Source organism: Halocynthiibacter sp. C4, from assembly GCF_028823805.1.
Classification (GTDB): domain Bacteria; phylum Pseudomonadota; class Alphaproteobacteria; order Rhodobacterales; family Rhodobacteraceae; genus Falsihalocynthiibacter; species Falsihalocynthiibacter halioticoli.
In genome coordinates this window covers 635598-660377 of sequence record NZ_JAPEIE010000002.1, presented here as the reverse complement: position 1 = coordinate 660377, position 24780 = coordinate 635598, and the positions used below count along the sequence as shown (strand labels likewise).

At 56.0% G+C, this 24780-nt stretch carries 23 protein-coding genes; 18 read left to right on the top strand and 5 right to left on the bottom strand.

What is annotated here, in order from left to right; translation table 11 throughout:
• Positions 1-138: 138 nt before the first annotated feature.
• Entirely contained in the window at positions 139-777 is a 639-nt protein-coding gene (locus OU789_RS10360; RefSeq protein ID WP_274655527.1) for a hypothetical protein, read from the top strand.
• Between the two features lie 6 nt (positions 778-783).
• On the opposite strand, the gene OU789_RS10355 is transcribed toward OU789_RS10360, so the two are convergent.
• A complete protein-coding gene (locus OU789_RS10355; protein WP_274655526.1) occupies positions 784-993 on the bottom strand; it encodes a SlyX family protein in 210 nt (69 codons plus the stop codon).
• A gap of 107 nt (positions 994-1100) precedes the next feature.
• Here OU789_RS10355 and hisS point away from each other — a divergent pair, with 107 nt between their 5' ends.
• From hisS to hisG, 3 genes are read left to right on the top strand one after another with little or no spacing between them, the layout of a single operon-like run.
• Positions 1101-2609 (top strand): histidine--tRNA ligase, encoded by a 1509-nt coding sequence (gene hisS, locus OU789_RS10350; RefSeq protein ID WP_274655525.1) that lies wholly within the window; start codon positions 1101-1103, stop codon positions 2607-2609.
• On the top strand, positions 2593-3699 hold the full coding sequence (locus tag OU789_RS10345) for an ATP phosphoribosyltransferase regulatory subunit (RefSeq protein WP_263952496.1): 1107 nt from the start codon (positions 2593-2595) through the stop codon (positions 3697-3699). The genes hisS and OU789_RS10345 overlap by 17 nt, the downstream gene beginning before the upstream one ends.
• Positions 3696-4409: an ATP phosphoribosyltransferase gene (gene hisG / locus OU789_RS10340; protein WP_274655524.1), complete on the top strand. Its 714-nt coding sequence runs from the start codon at positions 3696-3698 to the stop codon at positions 4407-4409. Before OU789_RS10345 ends, hisG begins: the two co-directional genes overlap by 4 nt.
• A gap of 1 nt (position 4410) precedes the next feature.
• Here the strand turns inward: hisG and OU789_RS10335 are convergent, their stop codons facing one another.
• A complete protein-coding gene (locus OU789_RS10335; protein ID WP_274655523.1) occupies positions 4411-4833 on the bottom strand; it encodes a DUF1489 family protein in 423 nt (140 codons plus the stop codon).
• Positions 4834-4980: 147 nt separating this feature from the next.
• On the opposite strand from OU789_RS10335, the gene OU789_RS10330 reads away from it, so the two are divergent.
• Positions 4981-7245: an adenosylcobalamin-dependent ribonucleoside-diphosphate reductase gene (locus tag OU789_RS10330; RefSeq protein ID WP_274655522.1), complete on the top strand. Its 2265-nt coding sequence runs from the start codon at positions 4981-4983 to the stop codon at positions 7243-7245.
• Between the two features lie 3 nt (positions 7246-7248).
• Here the strand turns inward: OU789_RS10330 and OU789_RS10325 are convergent, their stop codons facing one another.
• Positions 7249-7794, bottom strand: a complete 546-nt coding sequence (locus OU789_RS10325) for a PAS and helix-turn-helix domain-containing protein (RefSeq protein ID WP_274655521.1) — start codon at positions 7792-7794, stop codon at positions 7249-7251.
• Positions 7795-7899: 105 nt separating this feature from the next.
• Here OU789_RS10325 and OU789_RS10320 point away from each other — a divergent pair, with 105 nt between their 5' ends.
• From OU789_RS10320 to rpsD, 9 genes are all read left to right on the top strand, one after another.
• Complete coding sequence (locus OU789_RS10320; RefSeq protein WP_274655520.1) at positions 7900-9213, top strand: acetylornithine deacetylase/succinyl-diaminopimelate desuccinylase family protein; 1314 nt, start codon at positions 7900-7902, stop codon at positions 9211-9213.
• Positions 9210-10697: an ABC transporter substrate-binding protein gene (locus OU789_RS10315; protein ID WP_274655519.1), complete on the top strand. Its 1488-nt coding sequence runs from the start codon at positions 9210-9212 to the stop codon at positions 10695-10697. The genes OU789_RS10320 and OU789_RS10315 overlap by 4 nt, the downstream gene beginning before the upstream one ends.
• 76 nt (positions 10698-10773) lie before the next feature.
• A complete protein-coding gene (locus OU789_RS10310; protein ID WP_274655518.1) occupies positions 10774-11721 on the top strand; it encodes an ABC transporter permease in 948 nt (315 codons plus the stop codon).
• Positions 11721-12551, top strand: a complete 831-nt coding sequence (locus OU789_RS10305) for an ABC transporter permease (RefSeq protein WP_274655517.1) — start codon at positions 11721-11723, stop codon at positions 12549-12551. Before OU789_RS10310 ends, OU789_RS10305 begins: the two co-directional genes overlap by 1 nt.
• A complete protein-coding gene (locus tag OU789_RS10300) occupies positions 12548-14143 on the top strand; it encodes an ABC transporter ATP-binding protein (RefSeq protein WP_274655516.1) in 1596 nt (531 codons plus the stop codon). The genes OU789_RS10305 and OU789_RS10300 overlap by 4 nt, the downstream gene beginning before the upstream one ends.
• Positions 14144-14155: 12 nt before the next feature.
• A complete protein-coding gene (locus tag OU789_RS10295) occupies positions 14156-15613 on the top strand; it encodes an aldehyde dehydrogenase family protein (RefSeq protein WP_446719172.1) in 1458 nt (485 codons plus the stop codon).
• Positions 15614-15622: 9 nt separating this feature from the next.
• Positions 15623-16369, top strand: coding sequence for an SDR family oxidoreductase (locus tag OU789_RS10290; RefSeq protein WP_274655515.1), 747 nt, complete (start codon positions 15623-15625; stop codon positions 16367-16369).
• The gene (locus OU789_RS10285) at positions 16369-17373 is read left to right on the top strand and encodes a P1 family peptidase (RefSeq protein ID WP_274655514.1); all 1005 of its coding nucleotides are present in this window, start codon (positions 16369-16371) and stop codon (positions 17371-17373) included. The genes OU789_RS10290 and OU789_RS10285 overlap by 1 nt, the downstream gene beginning before the upstream one ends.
• Positions 17374-18018: 645 nt before the next feature.
• Positions 18019-18639, top strand: coding sequence for a 30S ribosomal protein S4 (gene rpsD / locus OU789_RS10280; protein ID WP_263952508.1), 621 nt, complete (start codon positions 18019-18021; stop codon positions 18637-18639).
• A 61-nt stretch (positions 18640-18700) separates the two neighbouring features.
• Here rpsD and OU789_RS10275 read toward each other — a convergent pair whose 3' ends face one another.
• Positions 18701-19141, bottom strand: coding sequence for an Lrp/AsnC family transcriptional regulator (locus OU789_RS10275; RefSeq protein WP_263952509.1), 441 nt, complete (start codon positions 19139-19141; stop codon positions 18701-18703).
• 121 nt (positions 19142-19262) lie between these two features.
• On the opposite strand from OU789_RS10275, the gene OU789_RS10270 reads away from it, so the two are divergent.
• From OU789_RS10270 to OU789_RS10255, 4 genes are all read left to right on the top strand, one after another.
• Positions 19263-20690 (top strand): aminotransferase class V-fold PLP-dependent enzyme, encoded by a 1428-nt coding sequence (locus OU789_RS10270; protein WP_274655513.1) that lies wholly within the window; start codon positions 19263-19265, stop codon positions 20688-20690.
• 128 nt (positions 20691-20818) lie between these two features.
• On the top strand, positions 20819-21922 hold the full coding sequence (gene hisC / locus OU789_RS10265) for a histidinol-phosphate transaminase (protein WP_274655512.1): 1104 nt from the start codon (positions 20819-20821) through the stop codon (positions 21920-21922).
• A gap of 2 nt (positions 21923-21924) precedes the next feature.
• The gene (locus tag OU789_RS10260) at positions 21925-22869 is read left to right on the top strand and encodes a prephenate/arogenate dehydrogenase family protein (RefSeq protein WP_274655511.1); all 945 of its coding nucleotides are present in this window, start codon (positions 21925-21927) and stop codon (positions 22867-22869) included.
• Positions 22866-23798, top strand: a complete 933-nt coding sequence (locus tag OU789_RS10255) for an extensin-like domain-containing protein (protein ID WP_274655510.1) — start codon at positions 22866-22868, stop codon at positions 23796-23798. Before OU789_RS10260 ends, OU789_RS10255 begins: the two co-directional genes overlap by 4 nt.
• Here the strand turns inward: OU789_RS10255 and OU789_RS10250 are convergent.
• Positions 23786-24733, bottom strand: a complete 948-nt coding sequence (locus tag OU789_RS10250; RefSeq protein ID WP_274655509.1) for a DUF2125 domain-containing protein — start codon at positions 24731-24733, stop codon at positions 23786-23788. The genes OU789_RS10255 and OU789_RS10250 overlap by 13 nt on opposite strands.
• Positions 24734-24780: the final 47 nt, after the last annotated feature.

Sequence of the window (24780 nt, the reverse complement as noted above, 5' to 3'; positions counted from 1 at the left end):
CCCAAATCAGACTGCATTTTTTCGCCGTTTTGGCATGTGGTTCCCAGAATGGATTGATTTTTGCATGTATTTTCGGTTATGTGCCGCGGGTTACGAGTTTGCTTTGGCTGCGCAGAACGCGCGGACTCTGGGGGGTAAATGAGAAAATCAATCGTGTGTTTTGCGACGATTCTCGCGCTTGCGGGCTGTGTCACGACTGCCTCTGAAGAGGGGGCTGGTGGCGATGGTGTGAAGACTATTGCGGAGGCCGGAATCGATCCGAGCGCGCCGCATACAGCGCTGATTGCATCCCCACCCAAGACCAAAGACTTAAAGTTTGGCGAGGTGGTTAAGGATTGCACGATCTCTAGCTCCAAACTTGGTAAAAAAATCGAAGGCTACCCACAGAAACGTCCTGTTGTGTATCTCTACGACTCAAATCCCAAATCTTATGCGCCGCATGCGTTTTACCTAAAGGGCTTCCAAGACGGTTGTGTGCGAAAGTTTGTGGCGTCGATGGCGATGCTTGGCGATCTCGAGCTACACGAGGCGCTGCGCTATACGGTGGACGCCAAGACGATGCCCTATTCCGATACCGACAAGGAATATGAACGCCTCAAAGGGCGGATATGTGGCAAGAAATCTGGCGAGCCCTGTGGAGAGCGGCGAATGAAGTCTTTTGCGAAAACGACCGCGTTTCTCACCATTTATGAGTCTTTTGGCAATTCGAACAAATACGCCGAGGTGCTTGTCTATAAGGGCAAAGTTGTGGCTTCGGACCTCACCAATCTGCGCTAGCAGCACCTACCAATGCGGGGGCTTCTGATCCGCAAGAATGGCGGTGCCCCCTGCGTTTGCCTCCCGCTCTGCTTCGCGTTCCATCACCATTTGAAGGCGGCGTTTCAGGACAGCATTTTCCGTATCAAGCCGCGCGACGACATCAGAAAGGTCGTCGACGGATCGGGATAGGTGGGCCAGTTGCTCTTCGAGCGCGAGGATGCGTGTATCGGTCATGCCCAGAGCCATAGCACCACAGATGCCTGAATTCCAGCGCGCAAACCTTGCCCTTTGGTGGCCCGCGCGATAAAGCCCTCGGCGTAACCGATGCGATGAGGGCAGATATGGCCAAGCAAAAGAAACAGCCGCGACCCAAGGCAATTACGCCCAAAGGGTTCCGCGATTATTTTGGTGCCGAGGTTTCGGCCCGCAAAGACATGCTGGACCGGATTGCCGAGGTATATCATCGCTATGGATTTGACGCGCTGGAAACCTCTGCGGTTGAGACCGTTGAGGCGCTCGGTAAATTCCTTCCAGATGTGGACCGCCCAAACGAAGGGGTTTTCGCATGGGAAGAGGATGATAGCGGTTGGGTCGCGTTGCGCTATGATATGACCGCACCGCTCGCTCGCGTTTTCGCGCAGCACCGCAATGATCTGCCGACACCCTATCGCCGATATGCGATGGGTCCGGTTTGGCGTAATGAAAAACCTGGTCCGGGGCGTTTTCGGCAATTTTATCAATGTGATGCCGATACAGTAGGTACTGGCAGTGTTGCTGCCGATGCCGAGATTTGCGCGATGCTTTCCGACACGCTTGAAACTGTCGGCATTCCGCGCGGCGACTACATCGTGCGTGTGAATAACCGCAAGGTTCTTAACGGTGTGATGGAAGTTGCGGGGGTGCTTGACCCGACTGATCCGGATAAATTTTCACATGAGCGCGGCATTGTATTGCGCGCGATTGATAAGCTTGACCGCCTCGGTGTGGATGGTGTGCGGGCGCTGCTTGGCGAAGGCCGCAAGGACGCAAGCGGCGACTATACCAAAGGCGCGGGCCTTACCGAAGCGCAGGCGGAAGTTGTCATGGGCTTCATGGATGCCAAGCGGGACAGCGGAGCCGAAACGGTTGCGCGGCTTCGGGAGTTGGTTGGCGAAAGCAAAGTTGGCCAAGAGGGTGTTGCCGAGCTTGAGGAGATCGAAAGCTTGCTGGCCGCGCAGGGCTATGGCCCCGACAGGATTGAGATTGATCCTTCCGTTGTGCGTGGCCTTGGCTACTACACCGGCCCTGTTTACGAAGCAGAGCTGACTTTTGAAGTATTGGACGAGAAGGGCCGCAAACGCCAGTTTGGCTCTGTTGCGGGCGGCGGACGTTATGATGATCTGGTGAAGCGCTTCACAGGTCAGGCAGTTCCGGCAACGGGCATGTCGATCGGCGTTGATCGGCTCCTTGCTGCACTTCTTGCCAAGGGCCGCATCGACACCACACAAGAAGGTCCCGTGGTCGTGACCGTGATGGATAAGGGCCGCATGGCCGATTATCAGGGTATGGTTGCCGAACTACGCAACGCAGGCATTCGCGCAGAAGTGTATTTGGGAAATCCGAAAAACTTCGGCAACCAACTCAAATACGCAGACCGCCGCAACGCTCCGATTGCCATCATTCAGGGCGGAGACGAGGCAGAGGCCGGTGTGGTACAGATCAAAGACCTGATCCTTGGCGCGAAAATTGCTGAAAACGCTACGCTTGAGGAGTGGAAATCCCGCCCAAGCCAGATCGAGGTGCCGCGAGATGAGTTGGTTGCGCAAGTACAGGCCATGCTAAAGGGGCAGCGCGATGACGCAGAAACCTGAGGTCCGCGCTGAAGCTGCGCGGCTACAGGCCTTTTTCGCGGCCTCCGGCGCGCAGGTTGTGGATGCCGATATCCTGCAGCCTGCCGAAACCCTGCTTGACCTTTACGGCGAGGACATTCGCGCGCGGGCTTACGTGACGAACGATCCCCTGCGCGGTGAACAAATGCTACGGCCTGATTTTACAGTGCCGGTTGTTCAGATGCATATGGACAGCGGCGCAAGCCCCGCGCGTTATGTTTATTCCGGAGAAGTTTTCCGCCGTCAGGAAGAAGACACAGACCGCGCGACAGAGTTTTTTCAGGTCGGCTACGAGATTTTTGACGGGGCAAATCCTGCGGCGTCCGATGCCGAAGTGTTTGCTTTGTTTCAAGAGGTTTTGTCCCCACTCGGGCTTCGGGCCGCAACTGGCGATATCGGGATTCTGAAGGCAGCAGTTGAAGGGTTGGCCACGAGCGAAGCGCGCCGCGCCGCTTTGCTGCGCCACATCTGGCGGCCGCATCGTTTTCGCACGCTGCTTGACCGTTTCGGCGGGCGCACGCCTGTTGCGTCAAGCCGCGCGAAGCTTCTGAAAAATCTCGAAGATACAGAGGCTCAGGATCTGATTAAGGACGCAGGGCGTGTCATTGGGTTGCGCCGACCGTCCGAGATTATCGCCCGTCTTGAGACACTCCAAGAAGATGCCAAAGAACCAAATCTGAGCGAAACCGAAGTTGAGCTCCTTGAAACGATTATGCGGCTGCGCGAAACGGCTCCGAATGTGTTGGAAGCGCTGCGCGATATCGCGATTGATCTTCCGTCGATTTCTAATGCCGTCGGGCAACTGTCCGCACGGCTTGATGCGCTTGCGGAGCTTGGTGTTGATGTGGATTCGCTCGATTTCGAGACATCCTATGGCCGCAGCACGATGGAATATTACGACGGGTTTGTGTTCGGCTTTTACGTACACGGTCGTCCCGATTTGCCGCCCGTAGCAACCGGCGGGCGCTATGATGCGCTGACGCAAGTTTTGGGGCAGGGCAAATCCATCCCGGCGGTGGGCGGCGTTGTGCGCCCTGGCCTCACGTGGAAGATGCGGGAGGGCGCGCTATGAGCGATGCTGCAACACTCAAGCTTGGTGTGCCGTCCAAAGGCCGCCTGATGGAGAAAACCTTCGACTGGTTTGGCGCACGTGGCGTTATCCTGCGCCGCACTGGAGCAGAGCGCGAATATGCTGGCGCAGTTGAGGGCGTTGATGGGTTGGAACTTGTGCTGCTGTCTGCCGGTGAAATCCCGCGCGAACTGGCCGCAGGGCGTATTCATCTTGGCGTTACGGGTACTGATCTCATCCGAGAAAAGCTCGCTGCTTGGGAAATGCAGGTTGCGGAGCTTGCGCCTATGGGATTTGGTCATGCTGATCTGGTGATGGCCGTGCCGCAATGTTGGGTGGATGTGGAAACGCTTGATGATTTGGACGCAGTGGCTGCGCAATTCCGCAAGACCCACGGGTTCCGGCTTCGGATTGCCACGAAATACCACCGCCTTGTTCGGAATTTCTTAAAAGACCAAGGCGTTGCTGACTATCAGCTTGTTGATAGCCAAGGCGCGACCGAAGGCACCGTAAAGCACGAAACCGCCGAGATGGTTGCTGATATCACCTCAACTGGCGATACGCTGCGCGCCAATCACCTCAAGGTGTTGAGCGATGGAGTGGTGCATAAATCGCAAGCTACGCTTCTCAAATCGCGCAAGGCGGATTGGGATGGCGGCCGCCGCGAGATTCTACGCGCCCTTGAGGCAGCTTTACGTACGGCGGACGAATAGCCTAGAGAATGCCGATTTCGCCGAGTGCCGCTGCAAGTTCGGGCGGGAGGGGGCTTTCTTCTTTGTTGCTGCGCGTTAAATCAGGCGGCGCGTCCTCTGGCTTGAGGTAGCGCCACCCTTGAAAGGCGCGGCGGGGAGTGGGCTGTATGCGGATAAGCTCCGGGTCCATGATGATGGCGCAGCGGCGGATGCCGTCGTCTCCGATTACCTCATCAAGCCGCAACACTTTTTGCCGAGCAAGCATAACCCCTTTGATCACCCAAAAGAGCGAGCCGCCATCGAGCAATTCAGCCTCTCGTTTTGGCCACATGCGGGTGACGTGGCGGGTTGGTGTTTCGGGCGTGGGGTAATGGGCGGCGCGGTATGATTCCAGATGTTCGAGGGAATCGATGCCGACGCAGAGCTTTACTAGATGTATGGTCATTTCTTCCGCTCACCCCAATATATTGCGGGAATTTATCCCGTTTCGGTTGCGATAATAAGGCATCATCCCCCCGAAAGGCAATTGACCAAAACGCGATTGCCGCCTAATGTGGAAGGCCCTTTCAACGCCAGAGCAGGATACCCGTAAATGAGCCGTTTCTCCGCCCCTATCGCCGAGCAAATCTGGGATATGAAATACCGGTTCAAAAAGGCCGACGGCACCGCAATTGATGCGAGTGTTGAAGATAGCTGGCGGCGGATTGCGCGCTCGCTTGCCTCGGTCGAGGACAAGCCCGAGGCGTGGGAAGGCAAGTTTTATGACGCGCTTGAAGATTTCAAATACCTTCCCGCGGGCCGGATCACGGCGGGCGCTGGAACGGGGCGGGCTGTTACGTTGTTCAACTGCTTTGTGATGGGGACGATTCCAGACAGCATGGGCGGCATTTTCGACATGCTCAAAGAGGCCGCGCTTACCATGCAGCAGGGCGGCGGCATCGGCTATGATTTCAGCACCATTCGCCCCAAAGGCGCGGATGTGAAGGGCGTTGCGGCGGATGCTTCTGGCCCGCTGTCGTTCATGGATGTGTGGGATGCGATGTGCCGCACGATTATGTCCGCTGGTTCGCGCCGTGGTGCGATGATGGCGACTATGCGGTGCGACCACCCCGACATCGAGGATTTCATCACAGCCAAGAAGGATTCTGCACGCCTGCGGATGTTCAACCTTTCTGTGCTTGTAACCGATGACTTCATGGAAGCGGTGAAGGCCGATGGCTCGTGGGATCTCAAGTTTGATGGAAAGATTTATCACACCGTTCAGGCGCGCGACCTTTGGAACAAAATCATGCGCGGCACCTATGACTATGCCGAGCCAGGTGTGATTTTCATCGACCGGATCAATCAGGCCAACAACCTGAGCTATTGCGAAACCATCGCTGCGACAAACCCTTGCGGGGAGCAGCCATTGCCGCCCTATGGCGCGTGTTTGCTCGGGTCGATCAACCTTGCGCGGCTGGTCTCCGAGCCGTTTGAGGATGCCGCAGCACTTGACGAAAGCGCGCTCTCTGATCTTGTCGAAACCGCCGTCCGTATGATGGATAACGTGGTCGACGAAAGTAAATTTCCGCTTGAAGCACAGGCGCAAGAAGCCGCAGCGAAGCGCCGGATTGGCCTTGGTGTGACGGGCCTTGCTGATGCGCTTCTCATGGTCGGTTTGAAATACGGAACAGAAGAAGCCGCCGAGCAGACCGAGGCGTGGATGAAATCCATCGCGCGGGCCGCTTATCTTGCTTCTGTCGAACTTGCCAAAGAGAAGGGGCCGTTCCCGCTCTTTGATGCCGACAAGTATCTTGCCTCCGGCACCATGCAAGCGATGGATGAAGATGTGCGCGAGGCAATCCGCACCCATGGAATCCGCAATGCGCTCCTGACTTCGATTGCCCCAACCGGCACCATCAGCCTCTATGCGGGGAACGTGTCGAGCGGGATCGAACCTGTCTTTGCCTATGCGTATACTCGGAAGGTCCTGCAGAAAGACGGCTCGCGCACTGAAGAGGAAGTGGTGGATTACGCCGTGAACCTTTGGCGTGAAAAGTTCGGTGATAAAGAACTGCCCGAGTATTTCGTCAACGCCCAAACGCTCGCGCCGCTTGATCATGTGCGCATGCAGGCCGCGGCACAAAAGTGGATCGATAGCTCGATTTCCAAAACGATCAACTGCCCCGAAGATATCAGCTTTGAGGATTTCAAAGAAGTCTATATGGCCGCATGGGATCAGGGCTGTAAGGGCTGCACCACTTATCGGCCAAATGATGTGACCGGTTCGGTGCTTAGTGTTTCGAGCGAAAGCGAAGCGGCTCCCGAAGTGGATGAGGGCGCGGATGTTGTTTATATTTCCGAGCCGCTGGACCGTCCGCAAGCTCTCGAAGGTAATACGTATAAACTCAAATGGCCCGATTCCGAGCATGCGATTTACATTACGGTGAATGACGTGGTGATCGGCGGGCATCGCCGACCGTTCGAGGTGTTTATCAACTCGAAGAACATGGAACATTTCGCGTGGACTGTTGCGCTCACCCGCATGATCTCTGCGGTATTCCGTCGGGGCGGAGATGTGTCGTTTGTGGTCGAAGAGCTAAAGGCGGTGTTTGACCCGCGCGGTGGCGCATGGATGGAAGGGAAGTATATTCCTTCGATTCTCGCGGCCATTGGTGGCGTGATTGAACGGCACCTGATCGTGACTGGCTTTATCGAAGGCGAGGGCATGGGGCTTAAGGTTGATCCGCAGGCCGATGTTGTTGCTCTTGGCGGTGCGCCGCGCGGAAAAGCGTGCCCATCCTGCGGACAATATAGCCTTCGCATGGTCGAGGGGTGCATGACCTGCACCGACTGCGGCCATAGCAAGTGCGGCTAGGTCTTAGCTCTCGATAGAAGTTAGTTTTGCAAGAAGCGCGGGCGTGTTGCTGACGCCCAGCTTGCGCAAGAGCCGCGCGCGCACGTCTTCGATCGTGCGGGGCGAGAGGCTAAGCTGCTGAGCGATTTCCTTGCTGGTCCGACCGTGGCTAAGGTGGCGGACGACCTGACGTTCACGCGGCGTGAGGCTCACGCGCTCTGGGGTTTCCGTCATCGCGGCAAAGCTCATTACAACGCGGGCAAGGGGCGCTTCGGGTGTGAGCGTGCGGGCGCGAAACTTGCACCAAAATCGCTGTCCGTCTCGGCGCTGCATGATACGCTCGTCTGAATATGTCCCGCCTGATTTCAGGTGTTCGATGCCGATATCCCGAATGCTCTCGAATTCTTGGTACGTGCCGTACAGAATCTGAAACGACTCGCCTATCAGCTGTTTCTTTGTATAGCCAAAGAGCGTCGCAAACGTGCGATTGCAGGATTTAATGACGCGGTTTTCCGACATCACTATTCCGATTGGACATTCTTCAAATGCCAGTTGTTCAAGGTCTTTCATGTCCATTTCGGTGGGAGCTTTCTTCTGTCACCGTGTTTATACGGTATTGATACCGTATATATTGCGCGTCATGCTCCGTTAAGTCAATCGCAATGGGAGAGATGGATGGACTACGGAGCAAAGCTTGACGCGGAAATCGAAGCGCGGCGCGATGATCTTATTGCCCTAACTCAAGACCTGATCCGTATACCAACACTTAACCCTCCCGGTGATTGCTATCTGGAGATTTGCGAATACCTCCGAGATCGGTTGGCCGCTAAAGGCTTTGATGTGCAGCTTGTGCGAGCAGAAGGCGCGATTGGCGATTCTGACAAATACCCCCGCTGGAATGTTGTCGCTCGACGCGAAGGCGCGCATTCTGGCGAATGCGTGCATTTCAACTCTCATACCGATGTTGTCGAAGTTGGCCGCGACTGGACCTATGACCCCTTCGGCGGTGAGCTAGACGACGGCAAGATTTACGGGCGCGGCGCTTGTGATATGAAGGGTGGCCTTGCCACATCAATCATCGCCGCTGAAGTGTTTGTCGACCTTTTCTCGGAGTTTTCTGGCGCGGTCGAAATTTCGGGAACGGCGGACGAGGAATCTGGCGGTTATGGTGGCGTGGCGTACCTTGCTGAAAAGGGGTTCTTCGCGCCGGAGCGTGTTCAGCATGTGATTATTCCGGAGCCGCTTAATAAAGACCGGATTTGCTTGGGGCATCGCGGCGTTTGGTGGGCCGAGCTTGAGACATTCGGCGAGATTGCGCATGGCTCCATGCCCTTCCTCGGAGATTGCGCTGTTCGGCATATGGGTGCTGTTGTGCACGAGATGGAACAGAGCCTGTTCCCCGCGCTCGCTGAGAAACGCACCGACATGCCCGTTGTGCCGGAAGGGGCCAAGCAATCAACGCTCAACATCAACTCGATTCACGGTGGTATGGAAGAGCCGGAGGCCGATTATACCGGTTATCCTTCGGCCTGTGTTCCCGATAGCTGCCGCATGGTGCTCGACCGCCGATTCCTCATCGAAGAGGACATCAAAGACGTTCAGGCTGAAATTCAGTCCGTACTCGACAAGGTAAAAGCGGAGCGCGACACGTTCCGTTATGATTTGCGCGAAATGCATCGTGTTTTGCCGACCATGACAGAAAAAGACGCGCCCGTTGTCACAACTGTGGCCGAAGCCATTCAGGATATCATCGGCGCACCCGCAGAATATGTTGTCTCTCCAGGGACTTACGACCAGAAACACATCGACAGAATTGGTAAGCTCAAGAACTGTATCGCCTATGGGCCAGGAATTCTCGATCTCGCGCATAAGCCAGACGAGTATATTGGCGTTGAAGATATGGTGGATTCTGCGAAAGTAATGGCGCGCAGCTTGGTCAAGATCCTACTTGGCCATGATGAGATAACAGTTGGAGAACCAAAAATATGACAACACTTAGAACAGCGGCCGCCCTGACAAGTGCGCTTGCCCTTTGTGCGAGCCTCGGCACGGCCCATGCCGCGGGCGGAGATGTGACCGTCGGCTTGCAGCTCGAGCCACCGCACCTCGACCCGACAAGCGCCGCCGCTGGCGCGATCGATCAGGTGCTTTATTCCAATGTTTTTGAGGGTTTGACACGATTTGGCCCAGATGGATCGATTAACCCTGGTCTGGCTAAAGATTGGGACGTTTCTGAAGATGGCCTGACTTACACGTTCCACCTGCAAGAGGGTGTGACCTTCCACGACGGCACCACAATGGACGCTGAGGATGTGAAGTTCTCGCTCGACCGTGCGCGCGCCGAAGATTCCGCCAACGCGCAGAAAGCGCTGTTTGCCGATATCGCGTCTGTTGATGTAGTGGATCCAGCAACGGTCAAAGTTACGCTTTCCAAACCGAACGGCAACTTCCTGTTCAATATGGCATGGGGCGACGCAGTTATCGTGGCGCCGGAAAGCATTGAGAACATCAAGACAAACCCTGTTGGAACGGGCGCTTTTTCCTTCAGTAACTGGGTTCAGGGCGACCAAATCACCCTGACCAAGAACGCAGATTACTGGGGCGAGCCTGCCAAACTGGATTCTGCGACGTTCAAGTTCATCTCTGATCCAACTGCGGCTTTCGCGGCGGTGATGGCTGAGGATGTGGATGCCTTTGGTGGCTATCCTGCTCCTGAAAACCTGCCTCAGTTCGAAGCGGACCCACGTTTTAACGTGCTGATTGGTTCGACAGAAGGGGAAACCATCCTCTCGACCAATAACGCCCAGCCTCCATTTGACAATCCGAAGGTGCGCGAAGCTCTGGCTCATGCGATTGATCGCCAAGCGATCATTGATGGCGCGATGTTCGGGTATGGAACGCCAATCGGTACGCATTTTGCGCCGCACCATCCTGATTACGTCGATCTGACGGGGAACTCTGCGTATGATCCGGAGAAAGCAAAAGCACTGCTTGCCGAGGCCGGGTTTGCCGATGGGTTCACAACAACCCTCAAACTGCCGCCGCCCTCCTATGCGCGCCGTGGTGGTGAGATCATTGCAGCACAACTGCGCGATGTTGGTATCGAAACAGAGATCAGCAACCTTGAGTGGGCGCAGTGGCTTGAGCAGGTATTCCGTGGCAAAGATTTCGGTCTGACGATCATTTCGCACACGGAGCCGCTTGATATCGGTATCTATGCAAACCCTGATTACTACTTCCAGTATGACAGCGCCGAGTTCCAAGGCGTTATGGCAGAGTTGAACGAAGCAACCGACCCGGCCAAACGATCCGAGCTGCTCCAAAAAGCCCAGACGATCATCTCCGATGATTACGTCAACGGCTACTTGTTCCAACTCGCTCAGTTGAGCGTGGTTAAGGCCAATTTGGTCGGTATCTGGGAGAATGCCCCGACACAGGCCACAGACCTGACCGCTGTTTACTGGGAAGAGTAACGGCACATTTTAACACCTGCTCTCGCCCGATCCCTGCGGGCGGGGGCTTAATCTCTCAATTGGTGCCCCTCAATACATGCTGCGATACACGCTCAAACGTCTCCTTTCCCTGATCCTGAGCCTTCTGGTCGCAAGCCTTGTGATTTTCGCCGCGATCGAGGTCGTACCCGGTGATCCGGCGCAATATATGCTCGGCATCAATGCCCAAGAAGACACGCTCAACGCCCTGCGAGAGCAACTTGGCCTCAATCAATCTGTTGTATCGCGGTATTTTAGCTGGGTTGCTGGAATGGTTCAGGGCGATTTCGGCGTTTCCTACACATATCGAACGCCTGTGCGCGACATGGTTGCCGAACGGCTATGGATTTCGCTGCCGCTGGCTCTCTATGCGCTCGCACTTGCGATCCTCGTTGCATTTCCCGCGGGCATTCTTGCGGCGCGTAAACGTGGTTCTTTCCTCGACTCAACCGTCATGGGGGTAACGCAACTTGGTGTTGCGATCCCGAACTTCTGGTTTGCGATGCTGATGGTTCTTCTTTTTGCTGTGAGCCTGCGGTGGTTCTCTGCCGGTGGTTTTCCGGGATGGGACAATGGCTTCTGGCTTGCGATGAAGGCGCTGACATTGCCTGCTATTGCCTTGTCGCTTCAGCAAGCCTCGATCCTTACGCGGGTCATGCGCTCCTCGTTGCTTGACACATTGAGCGAAGATTTCGTTCGTACCGCCCGCGCCAAGGGGCTTTCGACGGGGCAAGCTCTCTGGCGCCATGCGCTGCGCAACGCGATGATCCCTGTGCTGACCATCATCGGTATGCAGTTTTCGTTCCTGATCGCCGGCGGCATCGTGATCGAGAACGTCTTTTTCCTACCGGGCCTCGGGCGTCTCATCTTCCAGAGTATTTCTCAGCGTGACCTCATCGTAGTTGAAAGTGTTGTGATGATCCTCGTCTTTGCTGTCATCATGGTGAATTTCGCGGTTGATCTGGCCTATGCCTTTGTCGATCCCCGTTTGCGGAGGCGTGCATAATGCCAACGGCAAAACTCTCTCGCGCAATGCTGTTTGGCGCTTTCTTGTCGCTCCTGTTTATCGGCGCGGCGCTCCTCTCTTTTGTCTGGACGCCCTATAGTGTCGAAACGCTGGATATCGCCAACAAGCTCCAGAAACCGAGCGCGGCGCATTGGTTCGGAACTGATCATTTCGGGCGAGATATCTTTTCGATGATTATGGTTGGCGCGCGCACCTCTATTGCGGTGGCGCTTGTTGCTGTTGGCATCGGCATGTTGCTCGGCGTGCCGCTTGGTCTGGCTGCGGCGGCCAAGCGCGGTGGGCTTCTTGATGAAATGATTATGCGCGGTAATGACCTTGTGTTTGCCTTCCCGCCTTTGGTGATTGCCATTATGATCACGGCCACGTTCGGCCCATCTGCCACCAATGCGATCATCGCCATCGGTGTGTTCAACATTCCTGTGTTTGCGCGGATGACGCGTGGCGCGGCGATTTCGCTCTGGACCCGTGATTACGTGTTGTCGGCCCGCGTATCAGGCAAGGGCGCGGCTCGCATTTCGCTTGAACACATTCTGCCAAACGTGGCCAACTTGCTGATTGTGCAGGGCTCTATTCAGTTTTCCGTCGGTATCATTGCCGAGGCGGCGCTGAGCTATGTCGGCCTCGGCGCGCAGCCACCAATCCCAAGTTGGGGGCGTATGCTTGCAGAAAGTCAGACTATGATTTCTTTCGCGCCGCATCTTACCGTATTCCCTGGTATGGCGATTTTGCTGACGGTTCTAGGGCTGAACCTCGTCGGGGATGGCCTGCGCGACTATCTTGATCCTAAGCTGCGGAGGTCCAAGACATGAGCCTTTTGTCGGTTGAAAACCTCTCTCTCTCCATTCACGGCACGCTGATTCTTAAGGATGTGAGCCTTTCGGTTGAGCAGGGACAGATCGTCGGAGTGATCGGTGAATCCGGTTCGGGCAAGTCGATGACGGCTTACTCTGTACTCAAGCTACTCCCCAATGGCGCCGAGCAATCCGGCCACATTCACTTTGACGGCAAAGACCTTGGTGCGGCGAGCGAACAGGATATGTGCGCCCTGCGTGGCAATGATATTTCGATGGTGTTTCAGGAGCCGATGACGGCGCTGAATCCTGTGAAAACCATCGGCGATCAAGTGGCCGAAACGATCCTGATCCACACAAACGCCAGCCGTTCAGAGGCGCGTGCCATGGCGCGCGAAGCGCTTGGTCGAGTGGAGCTTCCAGCAGATAAATTTCCGTTATCGCGTTATCCGCACGAGTTATCCGGCGGGCAACGCCAGCGTGTCGTGATCGCGATGGCTATTGCCTTGCGGCCAAAACTGTTGATTGCAGACGAGCCAACGACCGCGCTTGACGTGACCACGCAGGAGCAAATCCTGAAGCTTCTCAAGAGGCTTGTCGAAGAGGACGGCATGGGCATGATCCTCGTGACGCACGACCTTGCTGTTGTCGCCAATCTGGCCGACCATTTGGTGATCATGAAGAACGGTGAGGTTGTCGAAACGGGCGGCGCGGACGCGTTGTTTACCACGATGAAACACCCATATACGCTTGCGCTGATCGCGGCCTCGGGCCATGTTCCGGCGCGGCATGAGCAGGAAAGCGCAGAGGCACCGCTTCTGGAAGTGCGCGACCTTGTTCGAGAGTACCCAACACCGCGCAGCGGCTTGTTTGGGGCGCCGGGGGTGTTTCGCGCTGTGAAAGGCGTAAATTTTGACGTCAAACAGGGCGAGAGCCTTGGCCTTGTTGGTGAAAGCGGGTGCGGAAAATCGACGCTCACGCGCGCCATTCTTGGGCTTGAAGCTGCACAGGGCGGCTCGGTTTTGATCAATGGCGCGCCGATCATCCGCGATGGCAAAGTTGATCGCCACGTGCGCCAAAAGATGCAAGTTGTGTTCCAAGACCCCTATGGCTCATTTAATCCGCGCCACAAGGTTTCGCGTTTGATTACGGAACCGTTCTTCCTCTTGGACGAAAAGCCCAGCCCCGCCGAGCGAGACGCAGCCATTGCCGAAGCGCTGGAAAGCGTGGGTCTGAAGCCAGAAGATCAGGACAAATATATCCACGAGTTTTCAGGCGGACAGCGGCAGCGGATCGCCATTGCACGAGCTTTGATTATCAAGCCCAAGCTGATTATTCTGGACGAAGCTGTATCCGCGCTTGATGTTTCGATCCGCGCGCAGATCCTTGATCTGTTGGCGGATTTGTCGGCGCGGTTTGGCCTAACCTATCTGTTCATTTCGCATGACCTTTCTGTTGTTCGTGCGATCACGGATCGGGTTCTGGTTATGAAAGACGGCGAGTTTGTCGAGCGCGGCGAAACAGAAGCCGTGTTCACCAACCCGCAACACCCCTACACTAAGGCGCTGATCCAAGCGACGCCGCGCCTTCCTGAAACTGATGCTGCCTAGAGGAGCGATGTTATGAGCCTGACAGATATTTTGTGGTTCGAAACCGATAAGTGTTTCATTAACGGCCAATGGGTAAAACCATCTGGCGGAGAAACGCTCTCGCTCAAAAACCCTTCTGACGGAAGCGAGTTGTGCCAAATCGCGCGCGGAAACGCTGCGGATATCGATACAGCGGTTGAAGCTGCCCATGCGGCGTTTGACGGAGGTTGGAACCATACCCCTGCCGCAGAGCGCGGACGGCTTTTGGCCAAGCTCGGACGATTGGTCCTGACACGCGTTGACGAACTCGCGCAGCTTGAGGCGCTTGATGTTGGCAAGCCATTGAAGCAAGCGCGCGCCGATGCGATTGCCATGGCGCGGTATCTTGAATTTTATGGCGGCGCAGCAGACAAGCTACATGGCGAAACGCTGCCTTATCTTGATGGCTACACCGTTTATACCCTGCGCGAGCCGCACGGCGTGACGGGGCATATTGTTCCGTGGAACTACCCAATGCAGATCATTGGCCGCTCTGTCGGAGCGGCTCTTGCCGCGGGCAACACTGCTGTTCTGAAACCAGCCGAAGAAGCCTGCCTGACCGCGCTGGCCTTTGCTGATCTTGCGCGTGAAGTGGGGCTGCCTGATGGCGTATTGAATGTGGTTCCGGGCCTTGGGGCCGAAGCGGGCGCAGCACTTTCCGCGCACACCGGTATCCACCACATCAGCTTCACAGGCTCTGTTGGCGTGGGGCAGTTGATCCAGTCAACCGCCGCGCAAAATGTCGTTCCTGTTACGCTTGAGCTTGGCGGCAAATCTCCGCAGCTTGTGTTTGACGATGCGGACCTTGATGCGGCGCTGCCGTTCCTCGTGAATGCAGGAATTCAGAACGCAGGCCAAACATGTTCGGCTTCGTCGCGCATCCTTGTGCAGCGCGGCGTTTATGACGAGGTCGTGTCGCGCATGGCCGAGAAATATCGTGCGCTCAAAGTGGGTGCCTCTACTGATGATCTCGATGTTGGGCCACTCATTTCCGCGCGGCAAAAGGAAATTGTCGAAGGGTTTCTTGCCAAGGGTGCAGACCTTGAAACCGCTGCGCAAGGCGAAGTCGTCGCGGGTGCACCAGAGGGGGGATATTTCGTTCCGCCAACCCTGTTTACAAATGTTCCCGCCGATCACACCTTGGCGCAGGACGAGATTTTCGGCCCTGTGCAGGTTGTTATCCCGTTTGACGACGAAGAGGAGGCGATCCGCATCGCAAACGGTACGGAATACGGCCTTGTCGCTTCGATCTGGAGCCAAAACGGCGCGCGGCAAATGCGGCTCGCCAAGGCGATCCGTTCGGGGCAGGTGTTCCTCAATAACTATGGCGCTGGCGGTGGCGTAGAGCTTCCGTTTGGCGGTATCGGCAAATCAGGCCACGGTCGGGAGAAAGGGTTTGAGGCGCTCTATGGCTTCACCACGCTCAAGACAGTCGCGGCATATCACGGATAGGAATTGATCATGAAACTGAACGGAAAAACGGCGATTGTCACCGGTGGCGCTTCTGGCTTTGGTGCGGGGATTGCGCGCAAATTCATAGCCGAGGGCGCACGCGTCATGATTGTAGATATCAACGGTGATGCAGCCAAAGAGATGGCGCAAGAGCTGGGCGATGCCGCTGTGAGCTTTGAAGCGAATATGGCGAAAGCAGCGGATGTTGAAGCGCTCGCAAAGGCGGTGATTGCCGAATTTGGCGCGCTTGATATCCTTGTGAACAACGCGGGTATCACGCATTTGCCGATGGCAATGGAAGAGGTGAGCGAGGAAGAGTTTGACCGCGTGTTGGCGGTAAACGCCAAATCGGTATTCCTGACCGCGAAATACATCGTTCCGCACATGAAAGAGCAGGGGCAGGGCGCAATTCTCAACGTCGCCTCAACTGCTGGCGTGAGCCCGCGGCCACGGCTCTCGTGGTACAATGCATCGAAAGGTTGGATGATCACCGCGACCAAGGCGATGGCAGTTGAGCTTGCGCCGCTTGGCGTTCGGGTGAATGCGATCAACCCAGTGGCGGGCGAAACACCACTTCTTAAATCCTTCATGGGCGAAGACACACCAGAGGTGCGGGCAAAGTTCCTCTCGACGATCCCGCTTGGCCGTTTTTCCACGCCTGAAGACATGGGTGCGGCAGCGGCGTTTCTCTGTTCGGATGAAGCCAGCATGATCACTGGCGTGGCCATGGAAGTTGATGGCGGGCGGTGTATCTGATGAAGGTGGGCGCCAAAAACCTGATTACTGATGTGCCGGGAATTTATGTCGGCAATGCGCAGGATGATGCGTTGAAATCCGGCACGACGGTTTTGATCAGTGATGCGCCTTTCGTGGCGTCGGTTGATGTAATGGGCGGTGCGCCCGGAACGCGAGAAACCGATTTGCTGGCACCAGATAAACACGTGGGTGCAGTGGATGCGCTCGTGTTGTCGGGCGGTTCTGCTTTCGGGTTGGATGCGGCATCGGGTGTGGTCAATGGATTGCGCGCACAGGGGCGGGGATTTGCCGTTGGCGATGTGACAGTGCCGATCGTGCCCGCTGCAATTTTGTTTGATCTGCTGAATGGTGGTGACAAGGGCTGGGCGGACAATCCCTATCCCGCACTTGGCGAGGCTGCTCTCGCAGATGCAAGCGAGGACTTTGATCTTGGCTCTGTCGGCGCAGGAACCGGCGCGCTTACTGGGTTTCTGAAGGGCGGACTTGGTTCCGCTTCGTTTGTGTTGAATTCCGGCATTACGGTTGGCGCTTTGGTGGCTTGTAACCCTATTGGCTCCGTCAACACTCCTGGTGAACGGCATTTCTGGGCGGCGCCATTTGAGATGGACGGAGAATTCGGCGGCCTCGGACCGGACCCGCGTGCGGGGCTTTGCTTCCCGCCGCATAGCCTTAAAGCGCCAGGGATCAACGAGCGCAGCAACACGACGATTGCGATTGTTGCGACCGACGCGAAGCTCAACAAGGCGCAGGCCAAGCGGGTCGCGACTGCTGCGCAGGACGGAATGGCACGGGCGATTGTTCCGGCGCACACGCCGTTTGATGGTGATCTGGTTTTTGCGGCCGCCACAGGCAAACGCGAAATGGATGAGCCGGACAAAGATATGCTGCAGATCGGAGCTGCTGCGGCGCATTGCCTAGCACGCGCAATCGCGCGTGGTGTGTATCACGCAAGCCCGAAGGCGGGAGATGTCTTACCCTGTTGGAAAGACTCACAAAAATCATAGCGGTATTCCAGCACCGTGAACGCGTCTGACGCTCTTAAGAGTCCCTTCGTCGAATCGTCAGCACATTTTATTTCGAATCACCTGCATTTTTTGCTTCCCAAAGTGATTCGCAGCGTGCTATCGATTCGATAAGAACAAAAAGAGCAGGCATACAGGCTTCTTTAAAAAAGCGCGATTATAACGCGTGTTTACAAACTTGGCCGCAACCAAAATCAGACGGTGAAAAGCCGCGAAAATGGATTGCGATACGGTGGGCGCGATATGAGCGTCGGGACAGTGATGCAGCGCAATCGAGCAGATGCGCAGGCGTTTCTACAACATGAATGGGAAGGTCCGGCAGGCCTTCGGCGGTAATAAGAATAATTCGCCCATTCACAGACTCCGCGCTCACCGGCGCCATTTCAATTATCCTCCTTGCAGATTTCCGCTGATTTTACGCGATAATCCTTGTTTTGAGGCGTTGACTCTCCCTTACAGCGTTATATAAGCCACCCGTTCCCGGTCTTTGTTGGCCGGGATACTTGTTTTTTGGTGTTTGTGACCCCCGCGAGGGGATGTCTGTCGCCCAATGGAGTTCTCCGGCGGGAAAGGAAAGCACCTTTCATAGCCTGCACCTCGGTGTGGGAAACCTGAAAGGATCCAGCCGTGACTAAGCGTACGTCTGCCAAGCATAAAATCGATCGCCGCATGGGCGAAAACATCTGGGGCCGCCCAAAGTCTCCAGTAAACCGTCGTGAATATGGCCCAGGCCAGCACGGTCAGCGCCGTAAAGGCAAACTGTCCGACTTCGGTACTCAGCTCCGCGCTAAGCAAAAACTCAAAGGTTACTATGGTGACCTGACAGAGAAGCAGTTCCGCCGCATCTATGGCGAAGCCGAGCGTGTAAAGGGCGATACTGGTGAAAACCTCATCGGTCTGCTTGAGCGCCGTCTTGACGCTGTTGTATACCGCGCGAAATTCGTGCCAACAGTATTTGCTGCACGTCAATTCGTGAACCACGGCCACGTTCTGGTGAACGGCAAGCGCGTAAACATTCCGTCCTACCGCGTTAAAGAGGGTGACGTGATCGAAGTACGTGAGCGCTCCAAGCAGCTCGCCGTTCTGATCGAAGCGACACAACTCGCAGAGCGTGACGTTCCTGACTACGTTGAAGCCGACCACAGCAAGATGAAAGCCACATTCGTGCGCACACCTTCGCTCGGCGACGTTCCATACCCAGTTATGATGGAACCAAACCTCGTGGTGGAATTCTACGCGAAGAACTAATCTTCGCCGCACCATTGGAATTACAGAAGGGCTGCCATTTGGCGGCCCTTTTTGTTTGTGGCTAAAGTGGCAACGGCCGCCCTTCGGCAATGCTTTCCATTGCGAAATAGCTGGTGACGCTGTCCAAATCGACGCCCTCGATCAGGCGTTGGTAAACTTTGTCATAGCTGTCCATCGACTCGGTCACGACCTTGAGCTGATAGTCATAGTCACCGCCGATGCGGTGAAAATCCACCACCTCTGGAATGGTCAGCACGTGGCTTCGAAAATCCTTGAGCCATTGCGCGGAATGGTGCCTCGTTTTGAGCATTACAAAAACCACGAGCGAGAGGCCAAGCTTTCGACGATCAATCCGCGCAGTCGAGCCATTGAGAACGCCGGCCTCTGTCATTGCTTGAAGGCGCCGCCAGCAGGCGTTTTGCGAAAGGTTGACCCGTTCGGCCAAAGCACGTTGCGAGAGGGACGAATCCTTTTGCAGTTCCGCAAGGATTTTTCTGTCCATGTGATCTAAGTTTTCTGATTTCATGCGGCATATGACAACGAAAATGGTAGTTTTGCAATGAACTTTGGGTCAATTTTTGCAGAATTTTGGGGCAATCTATGCGCAACGCAAAGGAATACCCATGTCACTGACCCAATTTCGCTCCGATATCACTGTTTCTGACCCGCTCGCATTCTTTCGTGCCGGACTAATTGGCGAGGGAATGATGATCCCTGGTTCAAAAGGCGATGTACCACTTATTTATGCAGATTATGTTGCCTCTGGTCGCGCTCTGAAACAGGTCGAGGAGTTTGTCGCTTCACAGGTTTTGCCTTACTACGCCAATACCCACACACAAGCGTCGTTCTGCGGCGGATACATGACCCGACTGCGCGAGGACGCACGGGCAGAGATCGCTCGTTTGGTTGGCGCGGATGACGATTGCTCAGTGATCTTCACGGGGGCAGGGGCCACAGCAGGCTTGAACCGTTTGGTAGCACTTCTGGGTGTGAATGAAGCGGTGAAGCCTGTCGTGTTTATCGGGCCATACGAGCATCATTCCAACATTCTTCCTTGGCGTGAAAGCAAAGCGGAAGTCATTGAAATTCCCGAGGCCAAAGGCGGCGGGATCGACCTTGAGGCGCTTGAAACCGCGCTTGAGGACCATCGCGATTGCGACGTGAAAATCGGAGCGTTTTCGGCAGCGTCGAACGTTACCGGAGTTCTGAGCAATCAGGATGAAACCACCAGGCTGTTGAAAACTCACGGAGCCTTGGCGGTCTGGGATTTTGCGGGGGGTGGCCCGTATATCCCGATCGATATGGGGCGGGGAGACACGGCAAAAGACGCTGTTGTAACTTCGCCCCATAAATTTCCGGGTGGTCCGGGCGCAACTGGCGTCATGATCGTGCGGAACTCTGCGACACAAAGAGAAAAGCCATGTTTGCCGGGGGGCGGCACCGTTAGCTTTGTGTCACCATGGGGGCATACGTACTCCGATAATCTTTCCGTACGCGAAGAAAGCGGAACGCCGAACGTCATTGGGGATATTCGTGCGGCGCTTGCTTTCATGGTTAAGGATGCCATTGGCGAAGAGCGGATTGCGGCGCGGGAAGCGGCGTTTGCCGAGCGCGCCATGGCAGCCTTTCAGGCCCACCCTCAAATTCAAGTGCTCGGCCACGATACTGCTCATCGCTTGCCGATCTTTAGCTTGATGATCACCGATGTGAATGGAGCCCCTGTGCATCAGCAATTGTTTACGCGGATGCTCTCTGATCTGACGGGCATTCAAACGCGTGGCGGATGTGCATGTGCGGGGCCCTATGCGCATCGACTTTTGGACTTGTCGCGAGAGGAGTCTGACGAGCTCTTTGCTGACCTTCAAGCGGGAGCGGAGCTGCGCAAGCCGGGATGGGTGCGACTCAACTTTAGCTATTTGATGACGGACGAGACTGTAGATCACATCATTTCGTCGGTGCTGAACCTTGCGGAAACCGCGCATATCGAGGCAGAAAACTATACTGCCTGTCCGAAAACGGCGCGTTTTGCACCACGGCAAACTGCCGCCTGAACGTGACTTCCTCGCCACGGCGTGGCGCAAAGCTTGCCCAAACTGTGCAGGAACGCTCCCTGCGTGCTTTTGCGTGTGGATTTGATTGGTAAGCCTCGCTAAAACGGCCCTAACAAGGAGAGCCGTTCATGAGCGCAGAGATCAGACCTCAACCGGGAATTTTGGAAATCGCCCTCTATGAGGGGGGGAAGTCCAAGATTGATGGGGTGAGCAATACCGTCAAGCTGTCCTCCAACGAGAACCCGTTTGGCGCATCCGAAGCAGCAAAAGAGGCCTTTTCCCGCGCTGTTCATGAGCTCCACCGCTATCCGTCCTCTGATCACGCTGAACTGCGCGCGGCCATTGCCGAGGTAAACGGGCTTGATGCGTCGCGGATCATCTGCGGGGCGGGGTCGGACGAGATCATCGCATTTCTTTGTCAGGCATACGCCGGACCAGGCGATGAGGTGGTCTATACCGAGCACGGGTTTCTGATGTATCCCATCGGCGCTCATGCCGCAGGCGCGACGCCTGTTAAAGTGAAAGAGCGCGAGCGTGTTGCGGATGTAGATGCGATTTTGGCCGCCTGTACTGGCAAAACCAAGCTGGTGTTCCTTGCCAATCCAAACAACCCAACAGGCACGATGATCGGTCAAAGCGACCTTGCGCGCCTTGCAGAAGGTTTGCCGCCACAGGCTATCCTCGTGATTGACGGGGCCTATGCGGAATATGTTGAGGGGTATGATGGCGGCGCGTCTTTGGTTGAGGCGCGCGATAACGTTGTGATGACGCGGACGTTTTCAAAGATTTACGGGCTTGGCGGATTGCGTGTTGGCTGGGGGTATGGGCCACAGCATATCATCGAGGTTCTCAATCGAATTCGCGGGCCGTTCAACCTTTCGTCAGCGGCAATTGCAGCCGCAGAAGCCGCCGTGCGCGACACCGACTTCGTAGAGAAATGCCGCGCGGACAACACGAAAAACCGCGCATGGCTCGCAGAAGCGCTGGCCGAGCTTGGCGTTCCAACAGACACATCAACCGCAAACTTTGTTCTGGCGCGTCTTGCCGATGAAGCCGAAGCAGATGCTTGCAATGAGTTCCTCGCCAACGAAGGCCTGATCGTACGCAAGGTTGGCTCTTATGGCTTGCCGAACTGTTTGCGGATTACGGTGGGTGATGAAGCCTCTTGCCGCCGCGTGGCCCATGCGGTTGCCCAATTCAAAGGGGCGCAAAAGACGCCTGGAAAAGAGTAAACATGACCACCGATACCCCCGTGCAGGCCCCGATTTACAATCGCGTCGCCCTTATAGGCTTGGGATTGATTGCATCGTCCATGTATTGGGCGATCAAGCGTGGCGGATTGGCAAATGAAGTGACAGGCTATGCTCGTAGCGCCGAAACCCGCGAAACAGCGCGGGAAATAGGGTTGTGTGATCGGGTATGTGATACGGCGATTGAAGCCTGTGAAGATGCGGATATTGTGGTTCTGTGTGTGCCAGTCGGCGCGATGGAAAGTGTTGCGCGGGAAATAGCACCAGCACTTAAGAAAGGCGCGACGGTAACGGATGTTGGCTCGGTCAAGAAGTCTGTGATCGAGGCTGTTGGTCCGCATATCCCCGACGGTGTTCATTTTGTTCCCGGTCATCCGCTTGCAGGAACGGAGCATTCCGGTCCGCGCTCTGGGTTTGCTGAATTGTTTGATAATCGTTGGTGCCTTTTGGTCCCTGTCGAGGGGAGCGACCCTGCGGAAGTCGCGCGGCTACGTGCGCTTTGGGAAGGGGTGGGGTCCAACGTCGAGGAAATGGAAGCAGACCATCATGATTTGGTGCTTGCCGTCACGAGCCACGCGCCGCACCTCATCGCTTATACAATGGTTGGTGTTGCCGATGATCTCCGGCGCGTGACGGACAGCGAAGTCATCAAATACTCGGCTGCGGGCTTTCGTGATTTCACCCGTATTGCCGCGAGTGATCCGACGATGTGGCGCGATGTGTTTCTGACCAACAAAGAGGCGACACTCGAAATTCTGGGCCGCTTCACCGAGGAGCTTTTTGCGCTGCAACGTGCGATCCGAACCGGTGATGGCGAGCATCTTCAAGACTATTTCACCCGCACTCGTGCAATCCGTCGCGGTATCATCGAGGCGGGGCAGGATACCGATGCGCCTGATTTCGGGCGGATCAAGAAAGACGCCACATGATCCGCCTTTGCACCATAGCCCTTGCGCTCTGTCTCGGGGCTGAGGTGCAGGCCAACGCGCCGCAAACATCGCTTTTACCTGTTGCGCGACCGATCGATGTAAGGACCCAGCCGGAGCCGATTCAGCGGGTTTCACTCGTTCCGGTCTATTATAACGCCAAGATACGCCCCGCACCGCGCCCAGTTTCGCACGGGGGCAAGCCCTACGAGAAAATCGCGGCCACGGCTCCTGTTCCTGCGGCGAGTGTTCCCGTTAAGCTGGTGACATCGCAACAAGCTGTGCGCCTCTCGCTGCGTCCTTTGCCTCGGCCAGCAAATGTACCGCGTGCATTAAGCGGCGGCGCGCCCGCAGAAATAACCAAGACTGCTGCCGTTAAAGTCCCTGAGCCGATCCCGACGAGCAAAAAGGGCTCGATCTGTGGCGTGCGCCAAATCCGAGGGCAAAAAGTTTCGGCAATCCCTGGGCGGATTAGGGGCTGTGGCGTTGGTAACCCCGTCCGTGTGACCTCTGTAGCAGGAGTGGCGCTCTCGCGGCCTGCGCTTATGGATTGTAACACGGCCAAGGCGTTGAACACTTGGGTTGCAGATGGCGTAGTTCCAACTATCGGGCGGCTTGGCGGTGGCGTGAAGCGCATTAATGTCGTTGCCCACTATGCTTGCCGTACGCGTAACAACAAGAAGGGCGCGAAAATCTCGGAGCATGGCAAGGGCAAGGCCGTGGACGTCTCGGGTATTACGCTCAACAACGGGGTTGAGATAACTGTGTTGAAAGGCTGGAACTCCAAGGCACAGGGCAAGCTTTTGCGCGCGATGCATCGCGAAGCCTGCGGACCCTTTGGGACCGTGCTTGGCCCCAACTCAGACCGGTATCACCGCGATCATTTCCACTTTGACACCGCGAGCTACCGAAGTGGTCCCTACTGCAAATAGAGCTGGAGCGGCGGTAGATACCCGAGTGTGACAAAGCCAAACTTGATCGTACCCTGCGTTACGGTCAGAGGAGCTGTGAAATCTGTTTCGGGGCTCTCTGTGCTGGCAAGATTTGTCAGGATATCGCGCAGTGGCTCTTCGAATTCCGGATCAAGCAGCCCGCGCGCTTTTGCTTCATCATAGAGCGGTTGCCAGTTTTGCGCGGTAACCAAGAGAGCGCCGTCGGCATAGCCGAGGGAATCCAAGGTGAGGTCTCCCTCAATCCGCAGCAGGCTTGTACCCATCTTTAGCTCCGCTTTGTGCAGAGTAAGCGAGGTTGGGTTTACTTGCGTGGTATAGGAAATCGGAGCGTCAAATCCGAGCGTTGCGTCAGCAAATATTTCCTGAATCGCCAGAGGCGCTTGGTTTGGCGCTCTTAGATCAACGCCGTTAAGGCGCAGACCGATATGGTGGTCAAAACTGTCTTGAACCTGTTCGGACGCGAGCGAAATACCTGCGGCCGTAAGGTGTCCTTGCGCGTCGCTTGCGATCTTTATGCTCTCACCGGACAACTGGAAGCGGTCAAGCGCGAGGCTCTTATTGGCCTCAACAACAAGGCTCGCGCGCAACCGCTCGGTGCCAATGTTGTAGGTCGTGCCGTCAAGCCTAAGCTCCTGCTCGTTCGGCCAAACTGCGATGAGGTGGTTTGGGCGATAGCTAAGGGCGAAAAGTTGGAAGAATGGTGCTTTCCATGCAATCCGCTGGTCTGGCGTGACGGCGTTAATATTCTCAATCGTTGTGTCAAATCGGCTTGGGAAGCCGCGCGTATTGAGGTTGGAATATTCAAATGTCGCGCCGTCTTCGCGCGCCTGCTCGATCAGCTTGGCGGCGTTGCTTTCTACCGCCGAGGAACCGACGAACCAATATCCGCCCCACAACACAAATAGTGCTATCACCAACCCCACCAAAAACCGCATCTCTAACCTTTCCATCGTTGCGCCCC